General features: G+C 62.5%; 13 protein-coding genes. 9 read left to right on the top strand and 4 right to left on the bottom strand.

Features of this window, described 5'->3' with window-relative positions; all coding sequences use genetic code 11:
- Positions 1-6: 6 nt before the first annotated feature.
- Complete coding sequence (locus tag DCO48_RS04900; RefSeq protein WP_116549494.1) at positions 7-1380, bottom strand: amino acid permease; 1374 nt, start codon at positions 1378-1380, stop codon at positions 7-9.
- 51 nt (positions 1381-1431) lie between these two features.
- Positions 1432-2373: an AEC family transporter gene (locus tag DCO48_RS04895; RefSeq protein ID WP_116549493.1), complete on the bottom strand. Its 942-nt coding sequence runs from the start codon at positions 2371-2373 to the stop codon at positions 1432-1434.
- Positions 2374-2566: 193 nt separating this feature from the next.
- Here DCO48_RS04895 and DCO48_RS04890 point away from each other — a divergent pair, with 193 nt between their 5' ends.
- Positions 2567-4207, top strand: a complete 1641-nt coding sequence (locus DCO48_RS04890; protein WP_116549492.1) for a phospholipase — start codon at positions 2567-2569, stop codon at positions 4205-4207.
- Positions 4208-4221: 14 nt separating this feature from the next.
- On the top strand, positions 4222-4410 hold the full coding sequence (locus DCO48_RS04885) for a hypothetical protein (protein WP_116549491.1): 189 nt from the start codon (positions 4222-4224) through the stop codon (positions 4408-4410).
- A 113-nt stretch (positions 4411-4523) separates the two neighbouring features.
- On the opposite strand, the gene DCO48_RS04880 is transcribed toward DCO48_RS04885, so the two are convergent.
- Both DCO48_RS04880 and DCO48_RS04875 read right to left on the bottom strand, forming a co-directional pair.
- Positions 4524-5084, bottom strand: a complete 561-nt coding sequence (locus DCO48_RS04880; RefSeq protein ID WP_116549490.1) for a response regulator transcription factor — start codon at positions 5082-5084, stop codon at positions 4524-4526.
- Positions 5081-6340: an ATP-binding protein gene (locus DCO48_RS04875; RefSeq protein WP_116549489.1), complete on the bottom strand. Its 1260-nt coding sequence runs from the start codon at positions 6338-6340 to the stop codon at positions 5081-5083. Before DCO48_RS04875 ends, DCO48_RS04880 begins: the two co-directional genes overlap by 4 nt.
- Before the next feature lie 198 nt (positions 6341-6538).
- Here DCO48_RS04875 and DCO48_RS04870 point away from each other — a divergent pair, with 198 nt between their 5' ends.
- From DCO48_RS04870 to DCO48_RS04840, 7 genes are all read left to right on the top strand, one after another.
- The gene (locus DCO48_RS04870; RefSeq protein WP_116549488.1) at positions 6539-7255 is read left to right on the top strand and encodes an SIMPL domain-containing protein; all 717 of its coding nucleotides are present in this window, start codon (positions 6539-6541) and stop codon (positions 7253-7255) included.
- Between the two features lie 311 nt (positions 7256-7566).
- Positions 7567-9192 (top strand): ABC transporter substrate-binding protein, encoded by a 1626-nt coding sequence (locus tag DCO48_RS04865; RefSeq protein ID WP_116549487.1) that lies wholly within the window; start codon positions 7567-7569, stop codon positions 9190-9192.
- A gap of 260 nt (positions 9193-9452) precedes the next feature.
- Complete coding sequence (locus DCO48_RS04860) at positions 9453-11048, top strand: ABC transporter substrate-binding protein (protein ID WP_116549486.1); 1596 nt, start codon at positions 9453-9455, stop codon at positions 11046-11048.
- Positions 11049-11169: 121 nt separating this feature from the next.
- Entirely contained in the window at positions 11170-12519 is a 1350-nt protein-coding gene (locus DCO48_RS04855) for an OprD family porin (protein ID WP_116549485.1), read from the top strand.
- A 74-nt stretch (positions 12520-12593) separates the two neighbouring features.
- Positions 12594-14189, top strand: coding sequence for an ABC transporter substrate-binding protein (locus DCO48_RS04850; protein WP_116549484.1), 1596 nt, complete (start codon positions 12594-12596; stop codon positions 14187-14189).
- Positions 14190-14263: 74 nt separating this feature from the next.
- The gene (locus DCO48_RS04845) at positions 14264-15274 is read left to right on the top strand and encodes an ABC transporter permease subunit (protein ID WP_116549483.1); all 1011 of its coding nucleotides are present in this window, start codon (positions 14264-14266) and stop codon (positions 15272-15274) included.
- A gap of 11 nt (positions 15275-15285) precedes the next feature.
- Positions 15286-16215: an ABC transporter permease subunit gene (locus DCO48_RS04840; protein ID WP_116549482.1), complete on the top strand. Its 930-nt coding sequence runs from the start codon at positions 15286-15288 to the stop codon at positions 16213-16215.
- The last annotated feature ends 2 nt before the right edge of the window (positions 16216-16217 follow it).

Genomic DNA, 16217 nt, shown 5'->3' with positions numbered 1-16217 from the left:
GGGCCGTCAGTGGCTGACGACGGCGGCCTTGCTGCTTTTCTTCTTCAGCCAGAACGCCGCGCCCAGCACCGCCAGCCACACCGGAATCAGCAACACAGAGATACGGATACCCGGTGTCAGGTACATGATCACCAGAATCAGCGCGAGAAACGCCAGGCACACGTAGTTGGTGAACGGGTAGCCCCAGCTGCGGTAGAAGGTGGTTTGCCCGGCGGCCTGCTTGGCGCGACGGAACTTCAGGTGGGTGATGCTGATGATGCCCCAGTTGATCACCAGCGACGACACCACCAGCGCCATCAGCAGGCCGAAGGCTTCGCCCGGCATCAGGTAGTTGATAAGCACGCACAGGCCGGTGGCCAGGGCCGATACGCCCAGGGCTGCCAGCGGTACGCCACGGGCGTTGACCTTGAGCAGGCGCTTTGGCGCGTCACCCTGGGTGGCCAGGCCGAACAGCATGCGGCTGTTGCAGTACACGCAGCTGTTGTACACCGACAGCGCGGCGGTCAGCACCACCAGGTTCAGCACGGTGGCCACCAGGTTGCTGTCCAGTGCATGGAAAATCATCACGAACGGGCTACCGCCCTGCACCACGTTCTGCCACGGGTACAGCGACAGCAGCACGGCCAGCGCACCGATGTAGAAGATCAGGATCCGGTAGATCACCTGGTTGGTGGCACGCGGGATGCTGTGGCGCGGGTCGTCCGCTTCGGCGGCAGTGATACCGACCAGTTCCAGGCCACCGAACGAGAACATGATCACCGCCATTGCCATCAGCAGGCCGGTGGTGCCGTTAGGGAAGAAGCCACCATGCTGCCAGAGGTTGGCGATGCTGGCCTCCGGGCCACCGGTGCCGCTGATCAGCAGGTAGGCGCCGAAGCCGATCATGCTGACGATGGCCACCACCTTGATCAGGGCGAACCAGAACTCCATCTCGCCGTAGACCTTCACCTGGCTCAGGTTGATCAGGTTGATCAGCACGAAGAACACTGCGGCCGTGGCCCAGGTGGGGAAATCGGGCCACCAGTACTGGATGTAGATGCCCACCGCCGTCAGCTCGGCCATGCCCACCAGCACGTAGAGCACCCAGTAGTTCCAGCCCGACATGAACCCGGCAAACTCGCTCCAGTAGCTGTGGGCAAAGTGGCTGAAAGTGCCGGAAACCGGCTCTTCGACGACCATTTCGCCCAGCTGGCGCATGATGAAGAAGGCAATCAGGCCGGCAATCGCGTAGCCCAGCAATACCGAGGGGCCGGCCAGCTGGATGGTCTGGGCGATGCCGAGGAACAGGCCGGTGCCGATCGCCCCGCCCAGGGCGATCAACTGGATATGACGGTTCTTCAGGCCGCGATGCAAACGCTCGGGCGTGATCTGGTCTTGCATGAAGTGTCCTCGGACGTGAGAGGCAGTGTTGGTGTTGTTTTCACACAGGATCTAGATCCAGCCGCCCCACTGCAATAGGAAGATTCCGATATTCGTCGTAATTGCCGCTAACAGCGTAGTAATGACGATGATCGACGCCGCCAGCTCATGGTTGCCGTTCGAGGCACGGGCCATCACGTAGCTGGCCGCCGCCGTCGGTGCACCGATGTAGAGGAACAGGATGCCCAGCTCTGGGCCCCGAAAACCGCAGAACCAGGCGCCAAGGGTGCCGAACAGCGGCAACCAGACCATTTTCAGCGACGCCGCCTCGATCGCCAGCTTGCCGCTGGCCCGCATCGAGGTCAGCGACAGTGTGCCGCCGATACAGATCAGCGCGAGTGGCAGGGTCATCTGCGCCAGGTAATCGCTGGAGGTCAGCAGCCAGTTGGGCAACGGCACCTGACCGTAGGCCATCGGGATCGCCAGCAGCACACTAATGATCAGCGGGTTGCGCAGGATGTTCTTGCAGATGCTCCACGGGTCGGACTTGACCGTCGGGCTGTACACCGCCAGCACGATGGCTGCCAGCGAGTTGTAGAGCAGGATCACCAGCGCGGCGAGCACCGCGCCCAGCGAGATGCCCAGCTCGCCGTACAGGCTCCCGGCAAGCGCCAGGCCGATCACCGCGTTGTTGCCGCGGAACGCACCCTGGGTGTAGACCCCGCGGTCCGCGCGCGGGCAGCGCCAGATCGCCACCAGCCAGGCCACACCGAAGCCGGCCAGGGTGGCGACGGTGAAGTACAGCAATAGGCCGGGCTTTACCGCCGTGCTCAGGTCGGCGTGGTAGATGCCGAGAAACAGCAGCGCCGGCATGCACACGTTGAACACCAGGGCCGAGGCCGTCTGGATAAAGCCATCGTTGATCGCCCCGAGCCGTCGCAGGAGCACGCCCATGAACAGCATCGCGAACACCGGCGCGGTGATGTTCAGGGTCTGGAGAAAGAGCGCAAGCATGCAGGTGGTCCCGTCGGCAGTCGTTAGCGGGCTAATGATACGTCAGGGCCGTGGCTGACCGCGCCGATCACTGCCCATTCACGGTAAGAAAATTCAGCACTTGACGAAGGAATCGTTTCCGCTATTATCGAAAACAACTGTATATGCATACAGTTAACTCAAAGGAATTTCCGACATTTCAAAGGAGTTGAATATGTCTGTCATGCAAACCGGGCTGCCTGCCCACGCGGCGCAAGCCGCCCCCGTCATCGCCGAACTGGACGCCTTGTTCAGTGCCGAAGGTATTGCCATCCCGGGCGACGGTGCCCGTGTGGTGCTGGTGATCGACGGCCATCACACCATCAAGTACCACCGCCCTGGCCTGCTGCCGGCGGCGCCGGGTAAACAGCAGCCGGCCCTGCGGTTCGAGGGCGGCGAGCACACCGCCATCGGCGACAGTGCGCACCTGCGTTTCGCCAGCGATGCGCCAGCGATTGCGGCCTGGAAAGTCCCACTGCACCTGCCCAACGGGCTGAGCCTGAGCTACGGCCAGATCGTCGCGCTGGGCGGTGATTTCTACGGCGTGCCAGAGCGGCCAATTGCCGACGGCGCCACGGCCGAGGAACGGGTACAGCGCTTTGCCGCGGCCTTCGACACCCTCGCCGCCCTGCCCGCCTCACGCGAAGAAGCGACAAAAATCCTCGCGGTGATGCAGCGCGAGATCGCGGCAGCGAACCAGGCCATTCAGGACGGCCGACAGCCGCACGAGGCCTACGACCAACTGGGCGATAGCCTGTCGGAAGAATGGAACCGTATCACTGGCGGCGGCAGCGTGGTCTCTGCACTGTTCCCGCTCGGCCGCTACCTGAAACTGGCTGCCAGCAACTGGGACCACTTCGGCGAATGGGCGCTGCTGGCCTATCAGGCTGGGCACACGGCGGCGCTGCGTCAGGCGCTGAAAGCGCGCAACAGTGGCCTGGAGGGCGACCTCGAACTGGCCTACGCGATGAACGCCTTTGCCGACCACTTCCTCACCGACCTGTTCTCCTCCGGCCACGTACGGGTGCCGCGCAAGGCGATCAAGGACAACGTCACCCCGGCCGACCTCGGCTCGCTGATCTCGCGCTTCATGCACGACGAGGACAGCAAATACGGCCTGCTACTGCGCAACGCGCAGGGCGACACCTGGCGCGGCTATGGCGACAAGCGTTACTTCGACAGCGTCGATGTACGCAATCGCCAGCAGGTGGGGCTGGCGGTACAACGTTCAGTGGACGAGGTGTTCGCGGCCTTCGTCGGCGGCGTGCTGCCGGCGGCGGATCAGTATGCGGCGCTGCGGGTGGCGGCGGACCTGAACGCAGCGGTAACCGGAGCAGTGCCGGGCAACTTCGCGGCGTTGTTTGCGCTGAAGAACGGCAAGCTGATGCGTCGGGCCGACGTCAATAACCTCAACGACACAGCGCAGATCGACAACTGGTGGGGCTGGAGCACGTACCTGTTGCTCAAGGACTACACGCCCAATAAACCCGTGGGCTTCCTTGAACCGTTGCCGACAGCGCCACGGCTCAAGGCAGATGGCTGGCAGAGCCATACACCGAGCGAACCGAACTGGTTGCCGGGGCATGCGGTGCGCTACGCCGTGAGCGTGGTGAATGGCTTGAACGAATCCTACATTGGCCCGTGGAGTGCCTATGCCGAGCTGGCCGAGCAGTTCCAGCCGACGCTGGAGGTGCCGGTGGACAGTTCGGGCAAATCCGTTGCGCGCAACCTGTTCCGCCAGTTCCGCGGCGGCTCGCCAGAGCTGATTGCTTCGCTGGATCGCGACACCACTACCTATATCGATCGTCATCAGTGACAGGGAGGTCACCTATGTCCATTACATTGAATCTTGAATTGGCTTCGGGCCAGTCGCTGAAGGATGTGCCGGTGGAGTTACTGCGCGATGGCGTGGTGATTGGCCGCACCAACGTAGCGGCCAACGGCCAGGCGGTGTTCGATGCCAAGGATGGCAAAGGGCAGTTGGCGGTGCGGGTGGATCGTTCGATCCTCACTACCTAAACGCTAGCAGCTACAAGCATCGCGGGACGAGCCCGCTCCCACAAAAAGCACGCAATGCTGCTGTTGTGGGAGCGGGCTCGTCCCGCGATGGGGCCCGCAAGCCCGACGCTACCTCAGCGCCGAACCGGGCGCTTCTGCAGTTTGCGCTGCAAGGTCCGGCGGTGCATGCCCAGCGCCCGCGCCGTCGCCGAGATGTTGCCCTCATGCTCGGTCAACACCCGCTGGATGTGCTCCCACTGCAGACGGTCCACCGACATCGGGTTTTCCGGCACCAGGCTATCCAGGTCAGCATGCTCGGACAGCAACGCCGCCAGCACATCATCGGCATCCGCCGGCTTGCACAGATAATTGCAGGCTCCGCGTTTGATCGCCTCGACCGCCGTGGCAATGCTCGAGTAACCGGTGAGGATCACCACGCGCATTTCCGGGTCCAGCTCAAGCAACTTGGGCAGCAACACCAGCCCCGAGTCACCTTCCATCTTCAAGTCCAGCGTGGCGTAATCCGGCACGTCCTGCTGTGCCAGTACCAGGCCCTCTTCAGCAGAGCTGGCCGTGCTCACGCGAAAACCACGACGGCTCATGGCCCGCGCCATGACCCGGGTAAACGTGGCGTCGTCATCTACCAGCAACAGGTGCGGCAGCTCTTCGCCTTCAACCTGGGTTTCGTCAGTCATCGATTGTCTCCTCGCGCGTCACGCGGCAGGCGCAGCTCGGTGAGCGTGCCACCTTCTTCATGACTATAGAGTTTTACCGAGCCGCCAGCACGGGTGACGCTGGCCTTGCTCAGGAACAGGCCAAGGCCGAAGCCCTTGCCCTTGGTGGTGAAGAAAGGTTTGCCGATCGACTCGGCGATGGCCACCGGCACGCCGGGGCCATGGTCGCGGATGCTGATCACGATGTCCTCGGCGTCCCAGTCCAGGCGCACTTCGAGGTCGTCGGGGCAAGCATCGGCAGCGTTGTTCAACAGGTTCAGCAAGGCCTGGGTCAGGTCCGGCGGCGGCGCCAGGCGTGGCACGTTGCCCTGGCCCAGGCGCTGGAAGCGGTAGCTGGCCTCGGGGCGCATCAGGTGCCAGCGGTTGAGCGACTCGTCGAGCCAGAAGGTCACCTCCTGGTCCTCGACGGCCATGCGCCGGTTGGCCTCTGCCGCGCGCACCAGCTGCTGCAAGGTGTGCTTGCACTGCTTGACCTGCTCCTGCAGCACTTCGAGGTCTTCCTGCAGCATCGGGTCGGGATGGTCCTGGCGCATTTCCTTGAGCAGCACGCTCATGGTCGCCAACGGCGTCCCCAGCTCGTGGGCAGCGCCAGCAGCCTGGGTGGCTACGGCCAGCAATTGCTGGTCACGCAGGCCTTCTTCGCGACGCTCGGCACGCAGTTGCTCCTGGCGACGCAGTTCCTCGGCCATCTTCGCGGCGAAGAAGGTGATCACCGCCGCGGCCAGCGCAAAGCTCAGCCACATGCCATAGATCTGCATCTTTTCCCGCGCCATGGGGAAGGTTTCCAGCGGATAGAACTGCACCAGCAGCAAGGTGTAGGCCACCAGGGCGATCCCGGAAAGAATCACCGAGTACATCCACGGCAAGGTCACTGCGGCAATTGCCAGCGGCACCAGGTAATAGGAGACGAACGGGTTGGTCGAGCCACCGGAGTAGTACAGCAAGGCGCTGTGGATCAGTAGGTCGCAGGCCAGTTGCACAGCATATTCAAGCTCGGTCACCGGCAGCGAGGTACGCAGGCGCACCGCTGTCAGCAGACACAGGACCATGGAGAAACCGAGGGTGATGCTCAGCGCCAGCCACGGCAGCGGCAGCAGCTCGGTCCAGTAGGCGACACCCACGGAGCCGGCCTGGGCGGCCAGGACCAGTATGCGGATGAACGTCAGGCGCCAGAGGTTCTGGCGGGTAGCAGACAAGATTTGTACGGGGGCGAGCATGAGCTCTCCTGATGAGCGCTCCAGGCGAATCGTGCCGAGTATACCCGTGCCAGCCCCTGCACTGCAGCAATGCGGCAAAGCGCCACAGTCTCTGACGATCAATGATGGCTTTTTGAACCTGCCTATACTTTTCGCTGTCTCAGGGGCCTGCGTGGAACGGTTTTTCAGTGCCCACGCCAATCTTTCAAGGAGTTACACATGCTCAGCCCACGTCGCAGCGCCACCCTCCTCCTGGCCGCCGGCCTGCTCGCCAGCGTGCCAGCCCTGGCCTCCGAAGCGCCCCGCTACAACCAGATCTCGCTGCGTGCCGAAGTCAGCAAGGAAGTTGCCCGCGACCTCATGGTCGTGACCCTCTACACCGAATCGCAGAACGTCGATCCGGGCAAGCTCGCCAGCGAAATCACCACCACCATGAACAAGGCGCTGGACCAGGCCCGCGCGGTCAAGGAAGTGAAACTGAGCCAGGGCAGCCGGAACAGCTACCCGATCTACGACAACAAGGGTCAGAAAATCACCGGCTGGCGCGAGCGCACCGAACTGCGCCTGGAAAGCAGCGATTTCCCGGCCCTGTCCAAGCTCACCGGTGAACTGCTGCAAACCCTGAAAATGGGCAGCATGGACTTCGCCATTGCCCCGGCCACGCGCAAAACCAGCGAAGATGCCCTGCTCAAGGACGCCGTCGAAGCCTTCAAGGCGCGCGCCCAACTGGCCACCGAAGCGCTCGGCGGCAAGGGTTACAAAGTGGTCAACCTGAACCTCAACAGCAGCGGCTACCCACAGCCGTATGCGCGCGCGCCGATGATGAAAATGGCCATGGCCGATGCCGCCGAAGGGGCCGCGACGCCGACCGTCGAACCCGGCACCAGCGACGTCAGCATGAGCGCCGACGGCACCATCGAAGTGCAACTGCCGTAACAGCGGGAAACGTGGGTGGCGCAGCGACTTCTGTCGCTACGGCACCTGCTAGCGGGTAACACCAAGCGCACACTTCTGGTGCGCACCATGACTGTGCGCACAGTAATAGTTCTCAAAAAACACTATTTCCCCCCTCGCAAACGATCAACTTCGTGAAAAATTACACGAATGCGACATTCTTGTACGTTCGTACCACCCTTTTGCCCTCACCCTCTTTTTGAGTGTTGCATTGGGTATGGGGCCTGCATAAGTATCCACAGGTCGGCTCATGAGGCCGCCCTCAATTCAAAAATGACAACAATGAGGCCACCATGCTCAAACACGCGGTCATTCCGTTTCTAGTCGGTGCAGGCTTGCTTGCCAGCACCCCCTTCGCCCAGGCGGCCAGCAACCTGGTGTTCTGCTCCGAAGGGAGCCCGGCGGGTTTCGACCCGGGCCAATACACCACCGGAACCGACTTCGATGCCTCAGCCGAGACGATCTTCAACCGCCTGAGTCAGTTCGAGCGTGGAGGCACCGCGGTCATCCCGGGCCTGGCCACCCGCTGGGAGGTATCCGACGATGGCCTGACCTACACCTTCCACCTGCGCGAAGGGGTCAAGTTCCACACCACGCCGTACTTCAAGCCCACCCGCACCTTCAACGCCGACGACGTGCTGTTCACCTTCAATCGAATGCTCGACAAGGACATGCCGTTCCGCAAGGCCTACACCAGCGAGTTCCCGTACTTCACCGACATGAGCATGGACAAGAACATCGCCAAGGTCGAAAAGGTTGACGAGCACACCGTCAGGTTCACCCTCAACAGCGTCGATGCCGCGTTCATCCAGAACCTGGCGATGAGCTTCGCCTCGATCCAGTCCGCCGAATACGCCGACCAGTTGCTCAAGCAGGGCAAGCCGGCCGACATCAACCAGAAGCCGATCGGCACCGGCCCATTTGTTTTCAAGAGCTACCAGAAAGACTCGAACATTCGCTTCACCGGCAACAAGGACTACTGGAAGCCAGAAGACGTGAAGATCGACAACCTGATCTTCTCGATTACCAGCGACGCCTCGGTGCGCATGCAGAAGCTGAAGAAGAACGAGTGCCAGGTCACCCTGTTCCCGCGCCCGGCCGACATCGAGCCGCTCAAGGCCGACCCGAACCTGAAGATGCCCGACCAGGCCGGCTTCAACCTCGGCTACATCGCCTACAACGTGATGGACAAGATCAAGGGCAGCAACGCGCCGAACCCGATGGCCCAGCTCAAGGTGCGCCAGGCCTTGGACATGGCGGTGAACAAGGCGGAAATCATCAAGTCGGTGTACCAGGGCGCTGGCCAGCTGGCGGTCAACGCCATGCCGCCGACCCAGTGGTCCTACGACACCACCATCAAGGACACCCCGTTCGACCCGGAGAAGGCCAAGCAACTGCTCAAGGAAGCCGGGATCAAGGAAGGCACCGAGATCACCCTGTGGGCCATGCCCGTGCAGCGGCCGTACAACCCCAACGCCAAGCTGATGGCCGAAATGCTGCAATCGGACTGGAAGAAGATCGGCATCAACGCCAAGATCGTCAGCTACGAGTGGGGTGAATACATCAAGCGTTCCAAAGGTGGCGAGAACGGCGCCATGCTGATTGGCTGGAGCGGCGACAACGGTGACCCGGACAACTGGCTCGGCACCCTCTTCGGCTGCGATGCGGTGGCCGGCAACAACTTCTCGAAGTGGTGCGACAAGCCCTTCGACGACCTCATCAAACAGGCCAAGGCCACCTCCGACCAAGCCAAGCGCACCGAACTGTACCAACAGGCGCAACATCGCCTGAAAGACCAGGTGCCAATGACACCGATCGCCCACTCGACGGTGTATCAGCCCATGCGCACAACCGTACAGGATTTCAAGATCAGCCCGTTTGGCTTGAACTCCTTCTATGGGGTGAGCGTAAGCAAGTAGCGGCGGGGTGCCCCGGTACCGTCTAAAGGCGGCCCGGGGCATCGGCTGGCTACTGGCTCGGGCCTACGAACGTTTCCAGATCTTTCAATTCAGAAGATTCGGTGCAACGTTCGGAAACTTCCCACAGCTACCTATCCCTTTCTTACCTCCTCGGACGACCTGCACGCCCCTACCGTGTCAGGGGCGCTGCAGTAGGCGGAAGACGGCTTGCTGTGCGCCATGGATTGCTCGCACAACTCGAAAAAAAGGATTGGAATCCCATGCGTTCTACCTCTCTTTTCGCCGCCCTGCTTAGCGCAGGCTTGCTGGCACAGGCACCCTTTATCCTGGCCAAGGACAGTCTGGTGTTCTGCTCCGAGGGCAGCCCGGGCGGTTTCGATACGGCCCAGTACACCAGCGCCACCGACAACGACGCCGCCGAGCCGCTGTACAACCGGCTGGTCGAGTTCGAGCGTGGTGCCACCGGCGTCAAGCCGGCGCTGGCAACCCGTTGGGATGTATCGACCGACGGGCTGGTCTACACCTTCCACCTGCGCGAAGGCGTCACGTTCCACAGCAACAAGACCTTCACACCGAGCCGTACATTTAATGCCGACGACGTGCTGTTCACCTTCCAGCGCATGCTCGACAGCAACCACCCATTCCGCAAGGCCTACCCCACCGAGTTCCCCTACTTCACCAGCATGAGCCTGGACAAGAACATCGCCAGCATCGAAAAACTCGATGCAAACACCGTCCGCTTCACCCTCAACAGCGTCGACGCCGCCTTTATCCAGAACCTGGCCATGAGCTTCGCCGGCATTCTCTCCGCCGAGTACGCCGAGCAGCTGACTGCCTCGGGCAAGCCCAGCGACATCAACCAGAAACCGATCGGCACGGGCCCGTTCGCCTTCCAGCGCTACCAGAAGGATTCGCAGATCCGCTACCGTGCGCACAAGGGCTACTGGGACCCGGAGCAGGTCAAGGTCGAGCAACTGATCTTCTCGATCAACACCGACCCCTCGGTGCGCGTGCAGAAGCTGCGCAAGAACGAATGCCAGGTCACCCTCAACCCACGCCCGGCCGACCTTGCCGCCCTCAAGGCCGACAGTAGCCTGCAGGTGATCGAGAAGCCCGGTTTCAACCTCGGTTACATCGCCTACAACACCCGCCACAAGCCGTTCGACCAACTGGCCGTGCGCCAGGCCATGGACATGGCGGTGAACAAGGCGGCCATCGTCAAGACCGTGTTCCAGGACGCCGGCCAACTGGCGGTGGGCAGCATGCCGCCGACCCAGTGGTCGTACGACGACACCATCAAGGACGCCGGCTACGACCCGGACAAGGCGCGCGCCATGCTGCAGGCCGCCGGGGTCAAGGAAGGCAGCGAAATCACCCTCTGGGCGATGCCCGTGCAACGCCCGTACAACCCCAACGCCAAGCTGATGGCCGAAATGCTCCAACAGGACTGGGCCAAGGTCGGCCTCAAGGTTCGGATCGTCAGCTACGAGTGGGGCGAATACCTCAAGCGCACCAAGGACGGTGAACACGACACCATGCTGATTGGCTGGACCGGCGACAACGGCGACCCGGACAACTGGCTAGGTACCCTCTACAGCTGCGACGCCATCGGTAGCAACAACTACTCGATGTGGTGCGACCCGCAGTACGACAGCCTGGTCAAGCAGGCCAAGACCGTGACCGACCGCGAGCAGCGCGCCGCGCTGTACCGTCAGGCCCAGCAGCGCCTCAAACAGCAGGTGCCGATTACCCCGATTGCCCACTCCACGGTCAACCAGCCGCTCAGTGCCAAGGTCGAGGGTTTCCTGGTCAGCCCGTTCGGTCGCAACAACTTCTCCGGGGTCAGTGTCGACTGAGCACCACCTGCACACGATTGCTTTCCAGTGCAACACCCGCCAGGCCCACAAGGCCAGACGGTAAATAAAAAAGAGAAAAGGGAGCTTTATCTTGAGACGAACTACCCAAGCAGTACTGGCCATGTCCCTCACCGGACTGACCGTCATGGCCCACGCCGAATCCGCCAGCCAGGACGTTGTCCCGGTTACCGTCAAGACCACCAGCGCGCAGTCGCAGGCCAAGGGCTTCATCGATGGCCAAAGCCTGTCCGGCTCGACCCGCAACTGGTACGCCCACGAACGCGCCGCCCGCGCAGCGCTGTGGAAGTACCGCAAGAGCGATGGCACCACCCACGACACCCACAGCCGTAACAACTGGGTGCAGGGCACCATCCTCAACTACACCTCCGGCTTCACCGAAGGCACCGTCGGTTTCAGCACCGAAGTCGCCGCCTACAACGCCATTGCCCTGGAGCGGGGCCGTGCAGCAGTGGCCGGGCCGAACAACCGGACCCTGACCCACAGCGACGGCGACGTCATCGGCCAGTGGAGCAAGCTCGGCCTGGCCAACGTCAAGGCGCGGATCTCCAACACCACGCTCACCGCCGGGCGTCAGTCGATCGACACCCCGGTAATCGCCTATATCGGCAACCGTGCGCTGCCGTCGAGCTTCGAGGGGGTGAGCCTCCACAGCGAAGAGTTCGACAACCTGTCGTTCGATGCCGGCACCTTCGACCGCGTATCCACCCGTACCGAGCAAGGCACCAGCAAGTTCCGCTCCGAATACGGCAGCAGCGCCCAGGAAGCCGACCATGTGAACATAGCGGGGCTGAACTACCAGCCACTGAAAAGCCTGAAAACCAGCGTCTACGTGTCCAACGTCGAAGACCTGTGGAACCAGTACTACTTCGGCGCCACCCACAGCCTGGGCGACAACGCAGTGCTGGGCCTGACCACTGGCCTGAACTACTACAAGACCAAGGACGAAGGTAAAAGCAAACTGGGCGATATCGACAACGACACCTACAGTTTGTCGTTCGGCCTGACCCACCAGGCGCACACCCTGACCTTCTCCTATCAGCAGGTGGACGGCAACGAGTACTTCGACTACCTGCACGACACCAACGCGATCTTCCTGGCCAACTCCCTGCTCTCCGACTTCAACGGCCCGAACGAGAAGTCCCTGCAGATCAACTACGCGCTGAACATGGCGCAGTTCGGAGTACCGGGCCTGAAGTTCAGCCTGTACAACGCCCGCGGCTGGGGCATCGACGGTACCCACTACCGTGGCAACGGCTACGATGTGCGCAACATGAATGGCGAAAACCACTACGAGTGGGGCTTCGGCACCAGCTACGCGGTGCAGAGCGGCGCTCTCAAAGACACCAGCATCCGCGCCACCTACACCGCCCACCGCGCCAGCAAGAACCAGGCCGACGGTAGCCTGGACGAGTTCCGCGTGGTGACCACCATTCCGTTCAACATTCTATAAGCCCGCAGCGCCACGACCGGTTACCCGACCGGTCGTGGCGTCTACGCTGGCTAGACTGCAAGCAGGGAGGTTCCATGAAATTGTTACCCCTACAGGCTGCCCTGGCAGCCGTCCTCTTGGGCGCTGCGGCGGGCCTTTCGGCCAAGCCGCTGGTGGTGTGTACCGAAGCCAGCCCGGAAGGCTTCGACATCGTCCAATACACCACCGCAGTAACCGCCGACGCGTCGGCGGAAACCATCCTCAACCGCCTGGTCGACTTCAAGCCCGGCACCACCGAGGTGCGAGCGGCACTGGCCGAGTCGTGGGAGGTCAGCCCCGACGGCCTGACCTACACGTTCCACCTGCGCCCCGGGGTCAAGTTCCACACCACCGACTACTTCACGCCAACCCGCGAGATGAACGCCGACGACGTGCTGTGGAGTTTCCGACGACAGCTCGACCCGAATCACCCGTGGCACAACAAGACCAGCATCGGCTTCCCGTATTTCGAAAGCATGGGCTTCAAGGATCTGCTGAAAAGCGTCGAGAAAACCGACGATCGCACCGTGGTATTCAGCCTCACCCGCCCCGAAGCGCCGTTCCTGCGTGACCTGGCCATGGCCTTCAGCTCGATCTACTCCGCCGAGTATGGCGACCAGTTGCTGGCCGCCGGTAAAACCGGCGACCTCAACAACAAGCCGATCGGCACCGGCCCGTTCATCTTCCAGCGCTACAACAAGGACGCCCAGGTACGCTTCAAGGCCAACCCGGACTACTTCCGCGGCAAACCGCCCAGCGACACCCTGGTGTTCGCCATTGCCACCGACAACAACACCCGCCTGCAGAAGCTGCGCGCCAACGAGTGCCAGGTGGCCCTGTACCCCAAGCCCGACGACGTGCCCAGCGTCAAGGCCGACGCCAATCTGAAAATCGCCGAGATCGAAGCGCTGACCACCGGCTACATTTCGATGAACACCACGCACCCCTACCTCAGCGATGTCCGCGTGCGCCGGGCCATCAGCATGGCCTTCGACCGCCAGACCCACGTCGACCAGCTGTTCGGCAAGGGCAATGCACTGGTGGCGGTCAACCCCTACCCGCCGAGCATGCTCGGCTACAACACCAGCAACCAGAACCCACCCCGCGACCTCGACAAGGCCCGTGCCCTGCTCAAGGAAGCCGGCGTGCCGGAAGGTAGCGTACTGACCCTGTTTACCCGCAACGGCGGCGGCCCGACCAACCCCAACCCAAGGCTGAGTGCAGAAATGCTCCAGGCCGACCTGGCGAAGATCGGCCTCAAGGTCGACATCCGGGTCATGGAATGGGCAGAAATGCTGCGCCGGGCGAAAAAGGGCGAAGCCGACATGGTCTCCTCTGGCTGGGCCAGCGACAACGGCGACCCGGACAACTTCCTCAGCCCGCTGCTCAGCTGCGACGCGGTCAAAAGTGGGGAAAACTATGCCCGCTGGTGTAACGAGCAATTCCAGGCGTTGATCAGCAAAGCCCGCGAAGTGACCGCCACCGATGAGCGTGCAGCGCTCTATATGAAGGCTTTGGCGGTGTACGATGAGGATCAACCGTGGCTCAACATAGCGCACCCGAAAATTTTCACCGCCATGCGCGCCAATGTAGAGGGTTACCACATCAACCCTCTGACCAATAACAACTTCGCTACCACCCTGGTGAAGTAGAACAAGAAACGCCCCCAGCGCCCTACCCGGGTGCTGGTGGGCATGCCTAACCGGCTGACGAGGTACACCAGAAGATGTTTAGTTTTATTGCCCGGCGTCTGGGACTACTGATCCCGACCTTCTTCGGCATCACCTTGCTGACATTTGCGCTCATACGACTGATCCCCGGCGACCCGGTCGAGGTCATGATGGGCGAGCGCCGGGTCGACCCCGAAATGCACGCCCAGGCCATGGAGCGCCTGGGGCTGAACAAGCCACTGCCGGCGCAGTACCTCGACTATGTCGAGAAGCTCGCCCACGGCGACCTCGGCGAGTCGTTGCGCACCCGCGAAAGCGTCTGGAACGAGTTCCTCGCCCTGTTCCCCGCCACCCTGGAACTGGCCATCGCCGCGCTGTTCTTCGCCGGCATCGTTGGCCTGCTGGCCGGGGTCATTGCCGCGCTCAAACGCGGTTCGCTGTTCGATCACGGGGTCATGGGCATCTCGCTGGCCGGCTATTCGATGCCGATTTTCTGGTGGGGGCTGATCCTGATCATGTTCTTCTCCGTGAGCCTGGGCTGGACCCCGGTATCCGGACGCATCGACCTGCTCTATGACATCGAGCCGAAAACCGGCTTCATGCTTATCGACACCCTGCTTAGCGACGAAGAAGGCGCCTTCAAGGACGCGCTCATGCACCTGATCCTGCCGGCCATCGTGCTCGGCACCATTCCGCTGGCAGTGATCGCGCGGATGACCCGTTCGTCCATGCTCGAAGTGCTGCGCGAGGACTACATCCGCACCGCCCGCGCCAAAGGCCTGTCGCCGGCCCGCGTGGTCTTCGTACACGGCCTGCGCAACGCGCTGATTCCGGTACTCACGGTGTTCGGCCTGCAGGTCGGCACCTTGCTGGCCGGCGCCGTGCTCACCGAAACCATCTTTTCCTGGCCGGGCATCGGCAAATGGCTGATCGAAGCCATCGGCGCCCGTGACTACCCTGTCGTACAGAACGGCATCCTGCTGATTGCCTGCCTGGTGATTCTGGTCAACTTCGTCGTGGACATCCTCTACGGCCTGGCCAACCCACGCATCCGTCATCAGCGCTGAGGTCCGCACCCATGACTACTCCGATTGCAAAAAACGTCGCCCAGGCCGCCACCCCGGTGGATCAGAGCCTGCTGTATCCCTCGCCCTACAAAGAGTTCTGGCAGGCCTTCTCGCGCAACAAGGGCGCGGTCGCCGGCCTGGCGTTCATGAGCCTGATCGTGTTCTGCGCACTGTTCGCCCCTTGGGTAGCACCACACAACCCGAGCGAGCAATACCGTGAGTTCCTGCTCACCCCGCCGGTGTGGCTGGAAGGCGGCAACTGGGAATTCATCCTCGGCACCGACGAGCTGGGCCGCGACCTGCTCTCGCGGTTGATCCAGGGGGCGCGCCTGTCGCTGCTGATCGGCCTGTCCTCAGTGGTGATCTCGCTGATTCCAGGCGTGTTCCTCGGCCTCCTGGCCGGGTTCTTCCCGCGCATTCTCGGCCCGTCGATCATGCGCCTGATGGACGTGATGCTGGCCCTGCCGTCGCTGCTGCTGGCCGTGGCCATTGTCGCCATCCTCGGCCCTGGCCTGATCAACACCGTAATTGCCATCGCCATCGTGTCGCTACCGTCCTACGTGCGACTCACCCGCGCTGCGGTGATGGGCGAGCTGAACCGCGATTACGTAACGGCGGCACGTCTGGCCGGCGCCGGCCTGCCGCGCCTGATGTTCGTCACCGTGCTGCCCAACTGCATGGCACCGCTGATCGTACAGGCGACCCTGAGCTTCTCCTCGGCGATTCTCGACGCCGCAGCCCTGGGCTTCCTCGGCCTCGGCGTACAACCGCCAACCCCCGAGTGGGGCACCATGCTGGCCTCGGCCCGCGACTACATCGAACGCGCCTGGTGGGTCGTGAGCCTGCCCGGGCTGACCATTTTGCTCAGCGTGCTGGCAATCAACCTGATGGGCGACGGACTGCGCGATGCGCTGGACCCGAAACTCAAGAACGCCGCCTGAGG

Source organism: Pseudomonas sp. SDI (genome assembly GCF_003105155.1).
Lineage (GTDB): Bacteria > Pseudomonadota > Gammaproteobacteria > Pseudomonadales > Pseudomonadaceae > Aquipseudomonas.
Note: the sequence above shows the minus strand (reverse complement) of the source record. Positions and strands in the feature narration are given on the sequence as shown.

Excerpts from the sequence above, each read along its gene's own strand:
- DCO48_RS04900 (WP_116549494.1), bottom strand. The coding sequence starts at position 1,380 with ATGCAAGACCAGATCACGCCCGAGCGTTTGCATCGCGGCCTGAAGAAC.
- DCO48_RS04870 (WP_116549488.1), top strand. The coding sequence starts at position 6,539 with ATGCTCAGCCCACGTCGCAGCGCCACCCTCCTCCTGGCCGCCGGCCTG.
- DCO48_RS04895 (WP_116549493.1), bottom strand. The coding sequence starts at position 2,373 with ATGCTTGCGCTCTTTCTCCAGACCCTGAACATCACCGCGCCGGTGTTC.
- DCO48_RS04840 (WP_116549482.1), top strand. The coding sequence starts at position 15,286 with ATGACTACTCCGATTGCAAAAAACGTCGCCCAGGCCGCCACCCCGGTG.
- DCO48_RS04855 (WP_116549485.1), top strand. The coding sequence starts at position 11,170 with ATGTCCCTCACCGGACTGACCGTCATGGCCCACGCCGAATCCGCCAGC.
- DCO48_RS04850 (WP_116549484.1), top strand. The coding sequence starts at position 12,594 with ATGAAATTGTTACCCCTACAGGCTGCCCTGGCAGCCGTCCTCTTGGGC.
- DCO48_RS04845 (WP_116549483.1), top strand. The coding sequence starts at position 14,264 with ATGTTTAGTTTTATTGCCCGGCGTCTGGGACTACTGATCCCGACCTTC.
- DCO48_RS04865 (WP_116549487.1), top strand. The coding sequence starts at position 7,567 with ATGCTCAAACACGCGGTCATTCCGTTTCTAGTCGGTGCAGGCTTGCTT.
- DCO48_RS04885 (WP_116549491.1), top strand. The coding sequence starts at position 4,222 with ATGTCCATTACATTGAATCTTGAATTGGCTTCGGGCCAGTCGCTGAAG.
- DCO48_RS04875 (WP_116549489.1), bottom strand. The coding sequence starts at position 6,340 with ATGCTCGCCCCCGTACAAATCTTGTCTGCTACCCGCCAGAACCTCTGG.
- DCO48_RS04860 (WP_116549486.1), top strand. The coding sequence starts at position 9,453 with ATGCGTTCTACCTCTCTTTTCGCCGCCCTGCTTAGCGCAGGCTTGCTG.
- DCO48_RS04880 (WP_116549490.1), bottom strand. The coding sequence starts at position 5,084 with ATGACTGACGAAACCCAGGTTGAAGGCGAAGAGCTGCCGCACCTGTTG.
- DCO48_RS04890 (WP_116549492.1), top strand. The coding sequence starts at position 2,567 with ATGTCTGTCATGCAAACCGGGCTGCCTGCCCACGCGGCGCAAGCCGCC.